Annotated in this window: 13 protein-coding genes; 10 read left to right on the top strand and 3 right to left on the bottom strand. The window is 56.0% G+C overall.

Annotation, left to right across the window (positions count from 1 at the left end; all coding sequences use genetic code 11):
- Positions 1-8 precede the first annotated feature (8 nt).
- On the bottom strand, positions 9-1,163 hold the full coding sequence (locus tag DBY68_RS11330) for a Gfo/Idh/MocA family oxidoreductase (RefSeq protein ID WP_108476157.1): 1,155 nt from the start codon (positions 1,161-1,163) through the stop codon (positions 9-11).
- A 190-nt stretch (positions 1,164-1,353) separates the two neighbouring features.
- Here DBY68_RS11330 and DBY68_RS11325 point away from each other — a divergent pair, with 190 nt between their 5' ends.
- Positions 1,354-2,403 carry a LacI family DNA-binding transcriptional regulator gene (locus tag DBY68_RS11325; RefSeq protein ID WP_108476226.1) on the top strand — a complete coding sequence of 350 codons (1,050 nt, stop codon included), beginning with the start codon at positions 1,354-1,356 and terminating at the stop codon, positions 2,401-2,403.
- 2 nt (positions 2,404-2,405) lie between these two features.
- Here DBY68_RS11325 and msrA read toward each other — a convergent pair whose 3' ends face one another.
- Positions 2,406-3,047 carry a peptide-methionine (S)-S-oxide reductase MsrA gene (gene msrA / locus DBY68_RS11320; protein WP_108476158.1) on the bottom strand — a complete coding sequence of 214 codons (642 nt, stop codon included), beginning with the start codon at positions 3,045-3,047 and terminating at the stop codon, positions 2,406-2,408.
- Between the two features lie 268 nt (positions 3,048-3,315).
- On the opposite strand from msrA, the gene tamA reads away from it, so the two are divergent.
- The 5 genes from tamA to DBY68_RS11295 all read left to right on the top strand — a co-directional run bounded on the left by tamA (position 3,316) and on the right by DBY68_RS11295 (position 9,974).
- The gene (gene tamA / locus DBY68_RS11315; RefSeq protein ID WP_108476159.1) at positions 3,316-5,049 is read left to right on the top strand and encodes an autotransporter assembly complex protein TamA; all 1,734 of its coding nucleotides are present in this window, start codon (positions 3,316-3,318) and stop codon (positions 5,047-5,049) included.
- Entirely contained in the window at positions 5,046-8,825 is a 3,780-nt protein-coding gene (gene tamB / locus DBY68_RS11310) for an autotransporter assembly complex protein TamB (protein WP_108476160.1), read from the top strand. Before tamA ends, tamB begins: the two co-directional genes overlap by 4 nt.
- 2 nt (positions 8,826-8,827) lie before the next feature.
- Positions 8,828-9,172, top strand: coding sequence for a gamma-glutamylcyclotransferase (locus tag DBY68_RS11305; RefSeq protein WP_108476161.1), 345 nt, complete (start codon positions 8,828-8,830; stop codon positions 9,170-9,172).
- Between the two features lie 206 nt (positions 9,173-9,378).
- Positions 9,379-9,630: an AbrB/MazE/SpoVT family DNA-binding domain-containing protein gene (locus tag DBY68_RS11300; RefSeq protein ID WP_108476162.1), complete on the top strand. Its 252-nt coding sequence runs from the start codon at positions 9,379-9,381 to the stop codon at positions 9,628-9,630.
- Positions 9,624-9,974 carry a type II toxin-antitoxin system ChpB family toxin gene (locus tag DBY68_RS11295; protein WP_108476163.1) on the top strand — a complete coding sequence of 117 codons (351 nt, stop codon included), beginning with the start codon at positions 9,624-9,626 and terminating at the stop codon, positions 9,972-9,974. Before DBY68_RS11300 ends, DBY68_RS11295 begins: the two co-directional genes overlap by 7 nt.
- Before the next feature lie 238 nt (positions 9,975-10,212).
- Here DBY68_RS11295 and ppa read toward each other — a convergent pair whose 3' ends face one another.
- Entirely contained in the window at positions 10,213-10,740 is a 528-nt protein-coding gene (ppa, locus tag DBY68_RS11290) for an inorganic diphosphatase (RefSeq protein WP_108476164.1), read from the bottom strand.
- Positions 10,741-11,132: 392 nt separating this feature from the next.
- Here ppa and ytfQ point away from each other — a divergent pair, with 392 nt between their 5' ends.
- From ytfQ to yjfF, 4 genes are all read left to right on the top strand, one after another.
- On the top strand, positions 11,133-12,089 hold the full coding sequence (ytfQ, locus tag DBY68_RS11285; protein WP_108476165.1) for a galactofuranose ABC transporter, galactofuranose-binding protein YtfQ: 957 nt from the start codon (positions 11,133-11,135) through the stop codon (positions 12,087-12,089).
- 186 nt (positions 12,090-12,275) lie between these two features.
- Complete coding sequence (gene ytfR / locus DBY68_RS11280; protein ID WP_108476166.1) at positions 12,276-13,778, top strand: galactofuranose ABC transporter, ATP-binding protein YtfR; 1,503 nt, start codon at positions 12,276-12,278, stop codon at positions 13,776-13,778.
- 10 nt (positions 13,779-13,788) lie between these two features.
- A complete protein-coding gene (gene ytfT / locus DBY68_RS11275; protein WP_108476167.1) occupies positions 13,789-14,814 on the top strand; it encodes a galactofuranose ABC transporter, ATP-binding protein YtfT in 1,026 nt (341 codons plus the stop codon).
- On the top strand, positions 14,801-15,793 hold the full coding sequence (gene yjfF / locus DBY68_RS11270) for a galactofuranose ABC transporter, permease protein YjfF (protein ID WP_108476168.1): 993 nt from the start codon (positions 14,801-14,803) through the stop codon (positions 15,791-15,793). The genes ytfT and yjfF overlap by 14 nt, the downstream gene beginning before the upstream one ends.
- Positions 15,794-15,801 lie beyond the last annotated feature (8 nt).

Genomic DNA, 15,801 nt, shown 5'->3' with positions numbered 1-15,801 from the left:
GTGAGGGCTTACCAGGTTCCGGACGCGTCCAGGGTTTTACTCTCGACGTTTTTATCCACTGACGTTGCAATGCGCTCATCTAAAAGCTGTTTGAACAGCGCTTCATCCAGCGGCAGGTCGACCCAATTGTCCGTCCAGGTGGAAAGGTGCATTGCGTTTGAGAGCGTCAGGCCGCGAATCCCTTCCTGACCCGGTGCCAGTAGCGGCGTGCCGTGCAGCACGGCGGCGGCAAAGTTAGTGGTGATTACATGATGATCGCTGCACTCCGGTGCCACCGGAATGGTCACTTCCCAGCACTCCGGCTCGCCAAAGCCGTTCTGCCAGCGGGCGTTGAATTCGGTTTCCGATTCGCGCAGTCGCCAGAAGCGGAGCTTGCCCTCTTCAACCACCACTTTGCCGCGATCGCCGGCGATTTCCAGGCGGTTCGTACCGGGGGCTTCTGCGGTAGTGGTGATAAACACGCCCGTCGCGCCGTTGGCGTACTCCGCGTAGGCGGTGACTTCGTTTTCGACTTCAATCTGGCGATGTTTACCGAACTGGCAGAACGCGCGCACGCGGACGGGCATACCGACCAGCCATTGCCAGAGGTCGAGCTGGTGCGGATCCTGGTTGAGCAGCACGCCGCCGCCTTCGCCTTTCCAGGTGGCGCGCCAGCCGCCGGAGTTGTAGTAGCTTTGCGAGCGATACCAGTTGGTGATTATCCAGTTAGAACGGCGAATTTCGCCCAGTTCGCCGCTGTCGATCAGATCTTTCACTTTCTGATACAGCGGGTTAGGGCGTTGGTTGAACATCATGCCGAACACCACGTTACAGCCGCGCGCGAATTCATTCATCTCGCGTACCTGCGCGGTGTAGACGCCAGCCGGTTTTTCGCACAGCGTATGAATGCCCTGGCGCATCGCCATCATCGACAAACGCGGATGCTCGTAGTGCGGCGTAGAGACAATCACCGCGTCAATCAGCCCGCTTTGCAGCATCTCCTGCGCATCGCTAAACAGCGCGACTTCTTCGCCCACTAACGCGCGAATGGTCGCGTGTTTTTCAGGATTGTTATCGCACACCGCCGTCAGGCAGGCCTCTTTGACCGTACCCGCCAGCAGATAGCGGGCGTGAACCGTGCCGATATTCCCCACACCAATAATGCCAAACCGTACCTTCTTCATGCTGCACCTTGCGTCGTAAAAAGGGTTGATGTCTGCAACATAGAAAAGGCGAAACGGGGCGACAAACGGATTTTGTGAGAATGCTCGCAGGGAAAGCAGGAATATGGGCGAAAGGGCAAAAAAAGGTTTTAAAATCAGCAAACTGATTCTGCAAATATTTGCAGAATTTGATTGCGAGCGAGATCACACCATGTCCGGCAAGCTGAAAATGAAGCAGATCGCCACCCAAACGGGCTACTCCATCAGCACCGTTTCTCGGGTGCTGAGCGGAAAATCGTACACCAGCGAAAAAGCACGCGCGGCGATAGTGAAATGCGCGCGGCGTTTAGGCGTGCTGGAAGAGATGGCGAGCGGGCGTTTGCTGATTAACGGCATCGCCGTGTTTGCGCCGGCGCGTACGTTTACCGCTAACGGCGACACTTTTTATCAGGAAGTGACCAAAGGCATTGCTGACGCAGTGGCCCCGCATGATGTCTATCTCTCCTGGTGCGGGCTCGAGGAGCGGCAGGCGGACATTCGCCTGTTTCTCGATAAGACCGGCAGTAAGCACATCAACGCGATCATTATTATCGGCACCGACGACCCCACAATCTTTAAGCTCGCCGCCAGTCTGAATAAACCCTGCGTGCTGATTAACTCGCATGACAAAGAGATGGCGCTCGATGCGGTGTCGCCGGATCACCACGCCATTGGTTACAGTGCGCTGCGTCATCTGTTTGAGAACGGGCATCGGCGCGTCTTATCGCTCACCTGCCTGCGGCGCGAAACGCTCTATACGCGTCTGGAAGGGATAAAACAGGCTTATCGCGACTACCATGTTCCGTTTGATCCAGAGCAGTCTCTGATTGTGACGGAAGGATTTTCCGCGCACGAAGCGGAACAGGCGCTGGATGGCTGGCTGAGTTGTCACCCACGCGATCGCTGGCCGGAAGCGATTTTCCCTGGAAGTTCAGGGATGGCGGTGGGCGTGCAGCGGGTGCTGACGCGTCATGGCCTGGGTGTACCGCAGGATATATCGTTAATGACCACCGATTTTGGCTGGCACCTGAAAAACGCCTCGGTGACGGGCGTCGAAGTGCCGTGCCGTGAGCTCGGGATTGAGGCCGTTCATCTGCTGCAAACCCGCCTGAACCGCCCGCAGGCACCCATCTTTAACCTGCTGTTGCAGGGGAAAATGCGCGAAGCGGGCAGCGTGGTCAGCGCCACGCGGCATACAGCCCGCGTGGCGATGTTTTCGTAACGTTACGCCTGCTGAGGCGGGAGACAGACACCAATTCCGCCGATACCGCAGTAACCGTACGGGTTTTTGTGCAGATACTGCTGGTGGTCATCTTCTGCATAGTAAAATGGTTTGGCGGCGGCGATTTCCGTGGTGATGCGACGATTGTCGCCCGCACTTTTCATTGCGGCCTGGAAGCGTTCGGCGCTGGCGTGCGCTTCGCGCTCCTGCTCCGGCGTCAGCACATAAATCGCGGAGCGATACTGCGTACCGTGGTCGTTCCCCTGCTGCATGCCCTGCGCCGGGTCGTGATTTTCCCAGAACACCTGCAACAGTTGTGCGTAGCTAATAACGGACGGGTCATAGACCACGCGTACCGCCTCGGCGTGTCCGGTCTGCCCGGAACAGACTTCGCGGTAGGTCGGATTCGGCGTGTAACCGCCGCTGTAGCCAGCCGCCGTGCTGTATACGCCAGGAAGCTGCCAGAACAGGCGTTCAACGCCCCAAAAGCATCCCATCGCGAAGATAGCCACTTCCATTCCATCCGGAATATTCGTCATTGAGTGACCGTTAACGGCGTGTAACGTATCTACGGGCATCGGTGTATTGCGTCCTGGGAGCGCATCCGATTGAGACACAAGGTGATTTTTCTCAAATAAGCTCATAGGACGGTCTCCTGATTACGGGATGAGCGGTTAAGGTTGTAACCAGGCGTGAGTTTTAACACAATAAACACGCCGAATACGTCTAGATTTAAACATAAGAATAATTTGGGGTGTTGTCTCTTTTTCAACCCGAGAATGTTTAGGGTTATTAAAAACAGAGCGCCATACGTATGAGCAGGGAATCGGTTGATACGTATCCGACGCCGTTATTGCCGTGGAAAGGCTTTCGTTTCCATCAGGGGTGGAAACAGGATATTCAGGAGAAAATGTGCGACAAATCCGCCAGTTATGTGTGGTCGGTTTACTGCTGACCAGCGGTGTTGCCAGTGCAGCGAATATACGTTTGCAGGTTGAAGGACTTTCAGGGCAACTGGAAAAAAACGTTCGAGCGCAGCTCTCGACGATTCAGGGTGATGAGGTCACGCCAGATCGCCGTTTTCGCGCGCGCGTCGATGACGCCATCCGTGAAGGCTTAAAAGCCCTCGGTTATTACGAACCGACTATCGATTTTGAACTTAAGCCGCCGCCGGCAAAAGGGCGTCAGGTGTTGTTGGCGAAAGTCACGCCGGGCGAACCGGTGCGCATTGGTGGCACCGACGTGATTCTGCGCGGCGGTGCGCGTACCGATAAAGATTATCTCGCGCTGCTGAAAACGCGTCCGGCGATAGGCACTATTCTCGATCACAGCGATTACGACGATTTCAAAAAAGGCTTAACCAGCGTTGCGCTGCGTCGCGGCTATTTTGATAGCGAATTCAAAAAGAGCCAGCTCGGTATTGCGCTCGATCGTCATCAGGCGTTCTGGGATATCGATTATGACAGCGGCGAGCGCTATCGCTTCGGCCCGGTCACCTTTGAAGGCTCGCAGATTCGTGAAGAGTACCTGCAAAACCTCGTGCCGTTTAAGCAGGGCGATTATTACCAGTCCAGTGACCTGGCAGAGCTGAACCGCCGCCTCTCGGCAACCGGCTGGTTTAAATCGGTGGTGGTCGCGCCAGAATTCGAAAAATCACGCAAAACGAAAGTGTTACCGCTGCATGGCGTGGTGTCGCCGCGCAGTGAAAACACCATCGAAACCGGTATTGGTTATTCGACGGACGTCGGGCCGCGCGTGAAGGCCACGTGGAAAAAACCGTGGATCAACTCCTATGGGCATAGCCTGACGACCAGCGCCAGCATCTCATCGCCTGAGCAGATCCTCGATTTCAGCTACAAGATGCCGCTCCTGAAGAACCCGCTTGAACAGTATTATCTGGTGCAAGGGGGCTTTAAACGCACCGACCTGAACGATACGGAAGCCGACTCCACCACGCTTGCACTCTCGCGCTACTGGGATCTTTCCAGCGGCTGGCAGCGGGCGATTAACCTGCGCTGGAGCTTCGACCACTTTACCCAGGGTAACGTCACCAACACCACCATGCTGCTGTACCCGGGGGTGATGATCAGCCGTACCCGCTCGCGCGGCGGCCTGATGCCGACGTGGGGCGATTCCCAACGTTACTCTATCGACTACTCCAACACCGCCTGGGGCTCAGACGTCGACTTCAGCGTCTGGCAGGCGCAAAACGTCTGGATTCGAACTTTATACGACAAACACCGCTTTGTGATGCGCGGCAACCTCGGCTGGATTGAAACGGGCGACTTTGACAAAGTACCACCGGACTTGCGTTTCTTCGCCGGGGGCGACCGCAGTATTCGTGGCTATAAATACAAGTCAATCTCGCCGGAATACGATGACGGCAAGCTGAAAGGGGCCTCGAAACTGGCGACGGGCTCGGTTGAGTACCAGTACAACGTCACCGGTAAATGGTGGGGCGCGGTCTTCATGGATGGCGGTGAAGCGGTGAGCGATATCCGCCGCAGCGACTGGAAAACCGGCGCGGGTGTAGGTGTTCGTTGGCAGTCGCCCGTTGGCCCGGTCAAGCTCGACGTTGCCGCGCCGCTGGGCGATAAAGACGAGCACGGTTTACAGTTCTACATCGGTCTGGGGCCTGAATTATGAGTTTATGGAAGAAGATAAGCCTCGGCGTACTGATTTTTATCGTGTTGCTTATCGGGGCGGTGGCGTTCCTGATTGGCACCACCAAAGGTTTGCATCTGTTATTCAACGCGGCGAACCGCTGGGTGCCGGGGCTGGAAATCGGCCAGGTGACCGGCGGCTGGCGCGATCTGACGCTGAAAAATGTGCGCTACACCCAGCCGGGTGTGGCGGTGAATGCGGGTGAGTTCCACCTGGCGGTGAAAACCGAATGCCTGTGGAGCAGCAGCCTGTGCGTGGATGATATCGGCCTGCGTGACGTCAACGTCGCCATCGACAGCAGCAAAATGCCGCCGTCCTCCCCGGCGGCAGAAGAGGAAGAGAGCGGCCCGCTGAATCTCTCTACGCCGTACCCCATTACGCTTAGCCGCGTGTCGCTCAACAATGTGAATATCAAAATCGACGACACTACCGTGTCGGTGATGGATTTCATGACCGGGCTGAACTGGCAGGAGAAAAACCTGACGCTGACGCCAACCACGCTGCAAGGGCTGCTGATCGCTCTGCCGAAAGTGGCGGATGTGGCGCAGAAAGAGGTGGTTGAACCGAAGATAGAGAACCCGCAGCCGCAAGAGAAACCGCTCGGCGAGACGATGAAAGATCTCTTCTCGAAACCGGTGCTGCCGGAGATGACCGATGTGCATCTGCCGCTCAATTTGAATATCGAATCTTTCAGCGGCGAGCAGTTACGCGTAACCGGTGATACGGATCTGACCGTCTACAAAATGCTGCTGAAGGTGAGCAGCATCGACGGTAACATGAAGCTGGATACGCTGGATATCGACTCCAGTCAGGGAACGGTGAATGCCACCGGCACCGCGCAGCTGACCAACGACTGGCCGGTGGATATTACCCTTAACAGTACGCTCAATATCGACCCGTTGAAGGGCGAGAAAATCAAGCTCAAGCTGGGCGGTGATGTGCGTAAGCAACTGGCGCTGGGCGTGAATCTCTCTGGCCCGGTCGATATGTCACTGCGCGCGCAAACGCAACTGGCTGAAGCCGGTCTCCCACTGAATCTCGAAGTCACCAGCAAACAGCTTTACTGGCCGTTTACCGGCGAGAAGCAGTTCCAGGCTGACGATCTGAAACTGAAACTCAGCGGTAAAATGACCGACTACACCCTGTCGTTCGCGACGGCGGTGAAAGGTCAGGGCGTACCGCCTGCCAACATTAAGCTGGATGCGAAAGGCAACGAACTTCAGGTCAACCTCGACAAACTCACCGTGGCGGCGCTGGAAGGCACCACCGAGCTGAAAGCTCTGCTCGACTGGCAGCAGGCGATCAGCTGGCGCGGTGAGCTGGCATTGCACGGCATCAACACGGCAAAAGAGGTGCCGGACTGGCCGTCGAAGCTGGATGGCCTGATCAAAACTCAGGGCAGCCTGTACGGCGGTACCTGGCAGATGGATGTGCCGTCGCTGAAAATCACCGGCAACGTGAAACAGAACAAAGTCAACGTTGATGGCTCCCTGAAGGGCAACAGCTACATGCAGTGGACCATTCCAGGCCTGCATCTTGAACTGGGGCGCAACAGTGCGGACGTGAAAGGTGAGTTGGGCGTTAAAGATCTCAATCTCGACGCCACTATTGATGCACCTAATCTGGATAACGCCTTGCCGGGGCTGGGCGGTACGGCGAAAGGCCTGGTGAAAGTGCGCGGTACGGTGGAAGCGCCGCAGTTGCTGGCGGATATCACCGCGCGCGGCCTGCGCTGGCAGGAGCTGACTGTCGGTCAGGTACGCGTGGAAGGCGATGTGAAATCCACCGACCAGATTGCGGGCAATCTTGATGTGCGTGTGGAGCGCATTGCGCAGCCTGGCGTGGATATCCGCCTGGTGGATATCAGTGCCAAAGGTAGCGAGAAACAGCACACGCTGAATCTGCGCATCAACGGTGAACCGGTCTCCGGGCAACTGGCGCTGGCGGGCAGTTTTGATCGCAAAGAAGAGCGCTGGAAAGGCGCGCTGAGCGACACCCGTTTCCAGACGCCGGTCGGCCTGTGGTCGCTGTCTCGCGCGATCGCGCTCGATTACCGTAACAAAGAGCAGAAAATCAGCGTGGGCCCGCACTGCTGGACTAACCCGAACGCTGAGCTCTGCGTGCCGCAGACCATCGATGCCGGAGCAACGGGCCGTGCACAGGTGAACCTCAACCGTTTCGACCTGGCGATGCTCAAACCGTTTATGCCGGAAGAGACGCAGGCCAGCGGCGTGTTTAGCGGGAACGCTGACGTGAGCTGGGACACCACAAAAGAGGGCTTGCCACAGGGTAAAGTGACGCTTAATGGCCGCAACGTGAAGGTCACGCAAATCGTGAACGACGCACCGCTGCCGGTGGCATTCGATACGCTTAATCTCAATGCAGACCTGCACAACAACCGCGCCGAGCTGGGTTGGATGATTCGCCTGACCAATAACGGGCAGCTTGATGGCCAGGTACAGGTCACCGATCCGCAGGGGCGGCGTAATCTGGGCGGCAACGTCAACATCCGCAACTTCTCGCTGGCGATGATTAACCCTATCTTCGCAAAAGGCGAGAAAGCGGCGGGCACGCTGAACGCCAACCTGCGTCTCGGTGGCGACGTTCAGGGGCCACAGCTGTTTGGCCAAATGCAGTTGAACGGTGTCGATCTCGACGCCAACTTCATGCCGTTCGACATGCAGCCGAGCCAGATTGCGATGAACTTCAACGGCACGCGCTCGACCCTGCAAGGGGAAGTGGTGACGCAGCAGGGGCGCATTAGCCTGAGCGGCAACGCCGACTGGACGCAGATCGACAACTGGCGCGCCAGCGTGGCGGCGAAAGGCAGCCGGGTACGCATTACCGTGCCGCCGATGGTGCGTCTCGACGTTTCGCCGGACGTGGTATTTAACGCCACGCCGAGCCTGTTTACGCTCGACGGCAGCGTCGATGTGCCGTGGGCGCGCATCGTGGTACATGACGTACCGGAAAGCGCGGTGGGCGTCTCCAGCGATGAAGTGATGCTCAACGACCAGCTACAGCCGGAAAACCCGAAAACTGCGTCGATCCCGATTAACAGTAACCTGACCATTCACGTCGGCAACAACGTGCGTCTGGATGCGTTTGGCCTGAAAGCGCGACTCACCGGCGACCTGAAAGTGGCGCAGGATAAACAGGGGCTCGGCCTGAACGGGCAAATCAATATTCCGGAAGGGCGCTTCCACGCCTACGGCCAGGATTTGATTGTGCGTAAAGGTGAGCTGCTCTTCTCCGGCCCGCCGGACCAGCCGCTGCTGAACATCGAAGCGATCCGTAACCCGGACGCCACCGAAGATGATGTGACGGCAGGTATTCGCGTTACCGGCCCGGCAGACCAGCCGAAAGCCGAAGTCTTCTCCGACCCGGCGATGTCGCAACAAATGGCGCTCTCTTACCTGGTTCGTGGACAGGGGCTGGACAGCGATCAGAGCGACAGTGCCGCGATGACATCCATGCTTATTGGCCTGGGGGTTGCACAAAGTGGTCAGGTTGTGGGTAAAATCGGCGAGACATTTGGCGTAAGCAATCTGGCACTGGACACGCAAGGGGTGGGCGACTCATCCCAGGTCGTGGTCAGCGGCTACGTACTGCCGGGTCTGCAGGTGAAATATGGTGTAGGGATCTTTGACTCCTTAGCGACACTCACGTTACGCTATCGCCTGATGCCTAAGCTATATCTGGAAGCGGTGTCTGGTATCGACCAGGCGCTTGATTTGCTCTATCAGTTTGAGTTTTAGCAATGCGAATATTTGTATACGGCAGTTTGCGGCGTAAACAAGGCAACAGCCACTGGATGACCAACGCCCAGTTGCTGGGCCAGCACAGCGTAGACGATTATCAACTGTACAGCCTGGGCCACTATCCAGGCGCCGTGCCGGGAACGGGCACAGTACACGGTGAAGTTTACCGGGTTGATGCGGCGACGATGGCTGAACTTGACGAGCTACGCACCAAAGCGGGTGAATATGCTCGTCACCTTATCCAAACGCCATACGGTAGTGCCTGGATGTACGTCTATCAGCGCCCGGTCGATGGGCTACCGCTGATAGAAAGCGGAGACTGGTTAGACAAAGACCAGTATTAATCCTTATAACGCCACCTTCGGGTGGCGTTGTTTTTTGTGCGCTGCAGCGTGCTTATTCTGCAACTCATCTTCGTTTTCTCTTCACTTCACATGACTCTTTCCAGATTAATAAAAACGCGAGAAAGCGTGCTGGCGCGTTTTATACAGAAAAGGCAAACTCGTCGGGAACCTACTGAGTTATACTTTGTATAACTTCAGGAGGCGATATGCATGTAACCATCAAGAAATGGGGAAACAGTATGGGGATGGTCATTCCAGGCACCGTCGTCAAAGAGCTGAATCTGTCTGCCGGGCAGAACATGGAGGTCAATGTGAAAGAAAACCAAATTATCCTGACACCGCTAAAGCGGCACTATTCATTAGACGCTTTGCTGGCCGAATGCGACATCAATGCGCCTGCGCCAGGCGAAGATGACATTTGGGGGAAGAGCGCTCCGCAAGGCGATGAAGCATGGTAAAAAGCACGGAATTTTCACGTGGAGATATCGTGCTGGTGGGTTTTGATCCCGCGAGCGGGCACGAACAAAAAGGTGTGGGGCGCCCAGCGCTCGTGCTTTCCGTCAGCGCCTTTAACCGGTTCGGGATGGTGCTGGTAGCACCCATTACGCAGGGGGGAAACTATGCGCGTTATGCCGGATTTACCGTTCCGCTGGGCTGCAAAAAGGGCGATGTTAGCGGTGTTGTGCTGGTTAATCAGTTCCGCATGATGGACTTACGCGCGCGCGGTGCGAAGAAAATGGGCGAGGCGAGCGCGGAAGTTATGGAGGATGTGTTACTTCGGGCGCAGGCGATTCTGGATTAGGCGGCCTACGCGGTGATGCCTTCGGGCATAAAAAACACCGCCGAAGCGGTGTGAGAGTGATGACGAATGCAACATTGCCTGATGCGCTACGCTTATCAGGCCTACAAGATTTCTGCAATATATTGAATTTGAACTACTTTGTAGGCCGGATAAGGCGTTAGCCGCATCCGGCAATGCTGATACTCAGACATAAAAAAACACCGCCGAAGCGGTGTCTTTTATCACGCAAAAAGAAAGCTTATTTCTTCGCACGCTCGAAGGAAGCAATGATTTCCGCTTTAGCCGCTTCAGCATTGTCCCAACCGTCAACTTTAACCCATTTGCCTTTTTCGAGGTCTTTGTAGTGCTCGAAGAAGTGGGTGATCTGCGCTTTCAGCAGTTCCGGCAGGTCGTTCACATCTTTGATGTGATCGTATTCTTTGCTCAGTTTGGTGTGCGGAACCGCAACCAGTTTGGCATCTTCGCCAGACTCGTCGGTCATTTTCAGCACGCCAACCGGACGGCAGCGAATCACAGAACCCGGCTGCAGCGGGTACGGCGTCGGAACCAGTACGTCAACCGGGTCGCCGTCCAGAGACAGGGTGTGGTTGATGTAGCCGTAGTTGCACGGATAGAACATCGCAGTGGACATGAAGCGGTCAACGAACAGTGCGCCGCTCTCTTTGTCGACTTCGTATTTGATAGGATCCGCGTTCGCCGGGATCTCGATAACGACGTAGATATCTTCCGGCAGATCTTTACCCGCTGGGACGTTGAGTAAGCTCATGTCTGTTTCCTTTAAAATGTATGGCAAACAAGTGGCGGGTATTATAGCCAACTCATCGCGAAAGTCTTGACCTGTTTTATCTCTTCTCTCATCCAGAGCGCCTTTTTCAGTGCCTTCCGATAGCTCTAAAATCCATAAAGTTAGCCGCATCCTGAATAAAATTGTGAAACCGTTTACATTGTCGTAGTGATAGTCCCCAAATCGTACGAAAATTCTGCAATATCAATCATTGTCCTATCCCTGATTCCTCCTCAGCTCTTGCTAATACTGACAATTAACATTGTATTCACTTTCTTGAATTGTGATGTAACGCATTCTGTTACATTTGGGATTGTCTATAGTTTGTTCGCAGGCGTGTTTTTCACCAACAATAACCCTACGAGGATAACTTTATGTGGAAGCGCTTACTTCTTGTCACAGCAGTTTCCGCAGCCATGTCGTCTATGGTCATGGCTGCCCCTTTAACAGTGGGATTTTCGCAGGTCGGTTCTGAATCCGGCTGGCGCGCAGCGGAAACCAACGTTGCGAAGAGTGAAGCGCAGAAACGCGGTATCACCCTTAAAATCGCCGATGGTCAGCAGAAACAAGAGAATCAAATCAAAGCGGTACGCTCATTCATCGCCCAGGGTGTGGATGCCATCTTCATTGCGCCAGTGGTCGCAACAGGCTGGGAACCGGTGTTAAAAGAAGCGAAAGACGCGCAAATCCCGGTCTTCCTGCTTGATCGCTCGATTGATGTGAAAGACAAATCACTCTACATGACGACCGTCACGGCAAATAACGTACTCGAAGGGCAGTTGATTGGGGAATGGCTTACCAAAACCGTCGACGGCAAGCCATGTAACGTTGTTGAGCTGCAAGGCACAGTGGGCGCAAGCGTGGCGATTGACCGTAAGAAAGGCTTTGCAGAAGCCATCGCCAAAGCGCCAAACATCAAAATTATCCGTTCTCAATCCGGTGACTTTACCCGCAGCAAGGGTAAAGAGGTGATGGAGAGCTTCATCAAGGCCGAGAACAACGGCAAGAACATCTGCATGGTTTACGCGCATAACGATGACATGGTGATCGGCGCGATTCAGGCGATTAAAGAAGCGGGGCTGAAACCGGGCAAAGATATCCTCACCGGCTCAATCGACGGCGTGCCGGATATCTATAAAGCGATGATTGCCGGGGAAGCAAACGCCAGTGTTGAACTGACGCCAAACATGGCCGGCCCGGCGTTTGATGCGCTGGAGAAATTCAAAAAAGACGGCACCCTGCCGGAAAAAGTCACCGTCACCAAATCAACGCTTTACCTGCCGGATACGGCGAAAGAAGAGTTAGAGAAGAAGAAAAATATGGGGTATTGAGTTTGGCCCCTCACCCCGGCCCTCTCCCACAGGGAGAAAACAAAAGCAGAACCTAACCATCCTCGCTATCCGTCCCCTCTCCCTGCGGGAGAGGGTTAGGGTGAGGGGAAAAACGGGACAGAATCTTACCATTTGCACAATCCATCCCCTCTCCCTGTGGGAGAGGGTTAGGGTGAGGGGGAAACCATGACCACTAACCAACACCAGGAAATCCTCCGCACTGAAGGATTAAGCAAATTCTTCCCCGGCGTCAAAGCGCTGGATAACGTTGATTTCAGCCTGCGGCGCGGCGAAATTATGGCGCTGCTCGGCGAAAATGGTGCGGGGAAATCGACGCTCATTAAAGCCTTAACCGGCGTTTACCATGCCGATCGCGGCACAATCTGGCTGGATGGCAACACCATCTCGCCCAAAAACACCGCCCACGCCCAGCAGCTGGGTATCGGCACTGTGTATCAGGAAGTGAACCTGCTGCCCAATATGTCAGTGGCGGATAATCTTTTTATTGGCCGCGAGCCGAAACGCTTCGGTTTTCTGCGCCGTAAAGAGATGGAAAAGCGTGCCACCGCGCTGATGGAATCTTACGGGTTTTCGCTGGATGTCCGCGAGCCGCTCAACCGGTTTTCCGTGGCGATGCAGCAAATCGTGGCGATTTGCCGTGCTATCGATCTCTCTGCCAAAGTGCTGATCCTTGATGAGCCCACCGCCAGCCTCGACACCAAAGAAGTGGAAATGCTGTTCACCCTGATGCGGCAACTGCGCGATCAAGGCGTCAGCCTGATCTTCGTCACCCACTTTCTCGATCAGGTGTACGCGGTGAGCGATCGCATTACCGTGCTGCGCAACGGCGCGTTTGTGGGCTGCCGGGAAACCCGCGAATTGCCGCAAATCGATCTGGTAAAAATGATGCTGGGCCGCGAACTGGATACTCACGCCTTACATCGCGCAGGCCGCACATTGTTAAGCGACAAACCGATCGCCGCATTTGAAGGTTTCGGCAAAAAGGGCACCATCGAACCGTTCGATCTCCAGGTGCGCCCCGGAGAGATCGTCGGGCTGGCCGGATTACTCGGTTCCGGGCGAACCGAAACGGCGGAGGTGATCTTCGGCATCAAACCCGCTGACAGCGGCAGCGCGACGATCAAAGGTAAACGCCAAACCCTGCGATCGCCGCATCAGGCGTCCTGCCTGGGAATCGGCTTCTGCCCGGAAGATCGCAAAACCGACGGCATTATTGCCGCCGCGTCGGTGCGGGAAAATATCATTCTGGCGCTTCAGGCGCAGCGCGGCTGGCTGAGGCCGATTCCGCGCAAAGAACAAAACGAGATTGCCGAGCGCTTTATCCGCCAGCTCGGCATTCGCACACCGAGCGCTGAACAGCCGATCGAATTTCTCTCCGGCGGTAATCAGCAAAAAGTTCTGCTCTCACGCTGGCTGCTGACGCGCCCGCAGTTCCTGATCCTCGACGAACCCACGCGCGGGATCGACGTCGGCGCGCATGCTGAGATCATCCGCCTGATCGAAACCCTGTGCGCTGATGGGCTGGCGCTGCTGGTGATTTCATCTGAACTGGAAGAACTGGTGGGTTATGCCGACCGGGTAATCATCATGCGCGATCGCCGACAGGTGGCGGAGATCCCGCTCGATAAGCTCTCCGTTCCGGCCATTATGAATGCTATTGCGGCATAAGGAGTAAACCGTGATGCCACAATCTCTACCCCAGGCTGGCCAGCCCAAACGCCGCTTTAAATGGCCGACGGGAACGCCACAAATTATTGCGCTTATCCTGGTGCTGCTGGTTGATAGCCTCGTCTCGCCACACTTCTTACAGGTGGTGTTGCAGGATGGACGCCTGTTTGGTAGCCCGATTGATATCCTCAATCGCGCCGCCCCCGTTGCGCTACTGGCGATCGGTATGACGCTGGTGATTGCGACCGGCGGGATCGACCTTTCTGTGGGGGCGGTGATGGCGATTGCCGGGGCGACGGCGGCCTCGATGACCGTTGCCGGGCACAGCCTGCCGATTGTGCTGCTCGCAGCGCTTGCCTCAGGGGCGCTGGCGGGGCTGTGGAACGGTATCCTGGTCGCCATCCTCAAAATTCAGCCCTTTGTGGCGACGTTAATTTTGATGGTCGCCGGGCGTGGCGTCGCGCAACTGATCACTACCGGGCAGATTGTCACCTTTGATTCACCGCATCTGGCGTGGCTGGGCAGCGGCTCGCTGCTGCTGTTCCCGACGCCGGTAATTATCGCGCTGGTGACATTGCTGATTTTCTGGCTGTTTACCCGCAAAACGGCGCTGGGCATGTTTATCGAAGCGGTCGGCATTAACATCCGTGCGGCGAAAAATGCCGGGGTAAACACGCGCATTGTGGTGATGCTGACCTACGTCCTGAGCGGTGTGTGCGCAGCCATTGCCGGGGTGATTGTGGCGGCGGATATTCGCGGTGCGGATGCCAATAACGCCGGGCTCTGGCTGGAGCTGGACGCCATTCTGGCGGTGGTGATTGGCGGTGGGTCGCTGATGGGCGGGCGTTTTAACCTGTTGCTGTCGGTGGTGGGGGTGCTGATTATTCAGGGGATGAACACCGGAATTTTGCTCTCGGGTTTCCCGCCGGAGCTCAACCAGGTAGTCAAAGCGGTGGTGGTGCTGTGTGTGCTGATTGTTCAGTCACCGCGCTTTATTAGTTTACTGAAGGGGATGCGCGGCCATGATAAAACGTAATTTACCGCTGATGATCACGCTCGGCGTTTTCATCCTCGGTTATCTCTACTGCCTGACCCAGTTTCCCGGCTTCGCCTCGACGCGCGTGATCTGCAACATCCTCACCGATAATGCCTTTCTGGGGATCATTGCGGTCGGCATGACGTTTGTGATCCTTTCCGGTGGGATCGATCTCTCGGTCGGGTCGGTGATCGCCTTTACCGGCGTATTCCTCGCCAAAGCGATCGGCTTCTGGGGGATCTCGCCGCTACTGGCTTTTCCGCTGGTGCTGGTGATGGGCTGTGCGTTTGGTGCATTTATGGGGCTGCTGATTGATGCGCTGAAAATCCCGGCGTTCATCATTACGCTTGCGGGGATGTTCTTCCTGCGCGGCGTCAGCTATCTGGTGTCTGAAGAGTCGATTCCGATTAACCATCCCGTTTATGACACACTTTCAAGCCTCGCGTGGATGATCCCCGGCGGCGGGCGCTTAAGCGCGATGGGGCTGTTGATGCTGATGGTGGTGGTGGTCGGGATTTTTCTCGCCCATCGCACGCGATTTGGTAATCAGGTTTATGCCATCGGCGGCAGCGCAACGTCAGCAAACCTGATGGGCATTTCCACCCGCAGTACAACAATCCGCATCTATATGCTCTCCACCGGGCTGGCGACGCTGGCGGGTATTGTCTTCTCAATCTACACCCAGGCGGGCTATGCGTTGGCGGGCGTCGGTGTAGAGCTGGACGCGATTGCGTCGGTTGTCATCGGTGGCACGCTGTTAAGCGGCGGAGTTGGAACTGTGCTCGGCACCCTGTTTGGCGTGGGGATTCAGGGCTTGATTCAGACCTACATCAACTTTGACGGTACGCTCAGTTCATGGTGGACGAAAATCGCCATCGGCATTCTGTTGTTTGTCTTTATCGCGCTGCAACGTGCGCTGACCGTGCTGTGGGAGAATCGGCAGAATGCGCCAGTGACAAGGGTGGCGACGAAGCTATAAAAAAAGGG

Origin of the sequence: Pseudocitrobacter sp. RIT415 (assembly GCF_003057695.2) — a bacterium.
Classification (GTDB): Bacteria; Pseudomonadota; Gammaproteobacteria; order Enterobacterales; family Enterobacteriaceae; genus Pseudocitrobacter; species Pseudocitrobacter faecalis.
This window is presented reverse-complemented; position numbering and strand designations above follow the sequence as displayed.

Bases quoted from the DNA above. Each gene is read 5' to 3' on its own strand.
- yjfF (WP_108476168.1), top strand. From the start codon at position 14,801: ATGATAAAACGTAATTTACCGCTGATGATCACGCTCGGCGTTTTCATC.
- ytfQ (WP_108476165.1), top strand. From the start codon at position 11,133: ATGTGGAAGCGCTTACTTCTTGTCACAGCAGTTTCCGCAGCCATGTCG.
- DBY68_RS11295 (WP_108476163.1), top strand. From the start codon at position 9,624: ATGGTAAAAAGCACGGAATTTTCACGTGGAGATATCGTGCTGGTGGGT.
- DBY68_RS11300 (WP_108476162.1), top strand. From the start codon at position 9,379: ATGCATGTAACCATCAAGAAATGGGGAAACAGTATGGGGATGGTCATT.
- DBY68_RS11325 (WP_108476226.1), top strand. From the start codon at position 1,354: ATGTCCGGCAAGCTGAAAATGAAGCAGATCGCCACCCAAACGGGCTAC.
- DBY68_RS11330 (WP_108476157.1), bottom strand. From the start codon at position 1,163: ATGAAGAAGGTACGGTTTGGCATTATTGGTGTGGGGAATATCGGCACG.
- ytfR (WP_108476166.1), top strand. From the start codon at position 12,276: ATGACCACTAACCAACACCAGGAAATCCTCCGCACTGAAGGATTAAGC.
- msrA (WP_108476158.1), bottom strand. From the start codon at position 3,047: ATGAGCTTATTTGAGAAAAATCACCTTGTGTCTCAATCGGATGCGCTC.
- DBY68_RS11305 (WP_108476161.1), top strand. From the start codon at position 8,828: ATGCGAATATTTGTATACGGCAGTTTGCGGCGTAAACAAGGCAACAGC.
- tamB (WP_108476160.1), top strand. From the start codon at position 5,046: ATGAGTTTATGGAAGAAGATAAGCCTCGGCGTACTGATTTTTATCGTG.
- ppa (WP_108476164.1), bottom strand. From the start codon at position 10,740: ATGAGCTTACTCAACGTCCCAGCGGGTAAAGATCTGCCGGAAGATATC.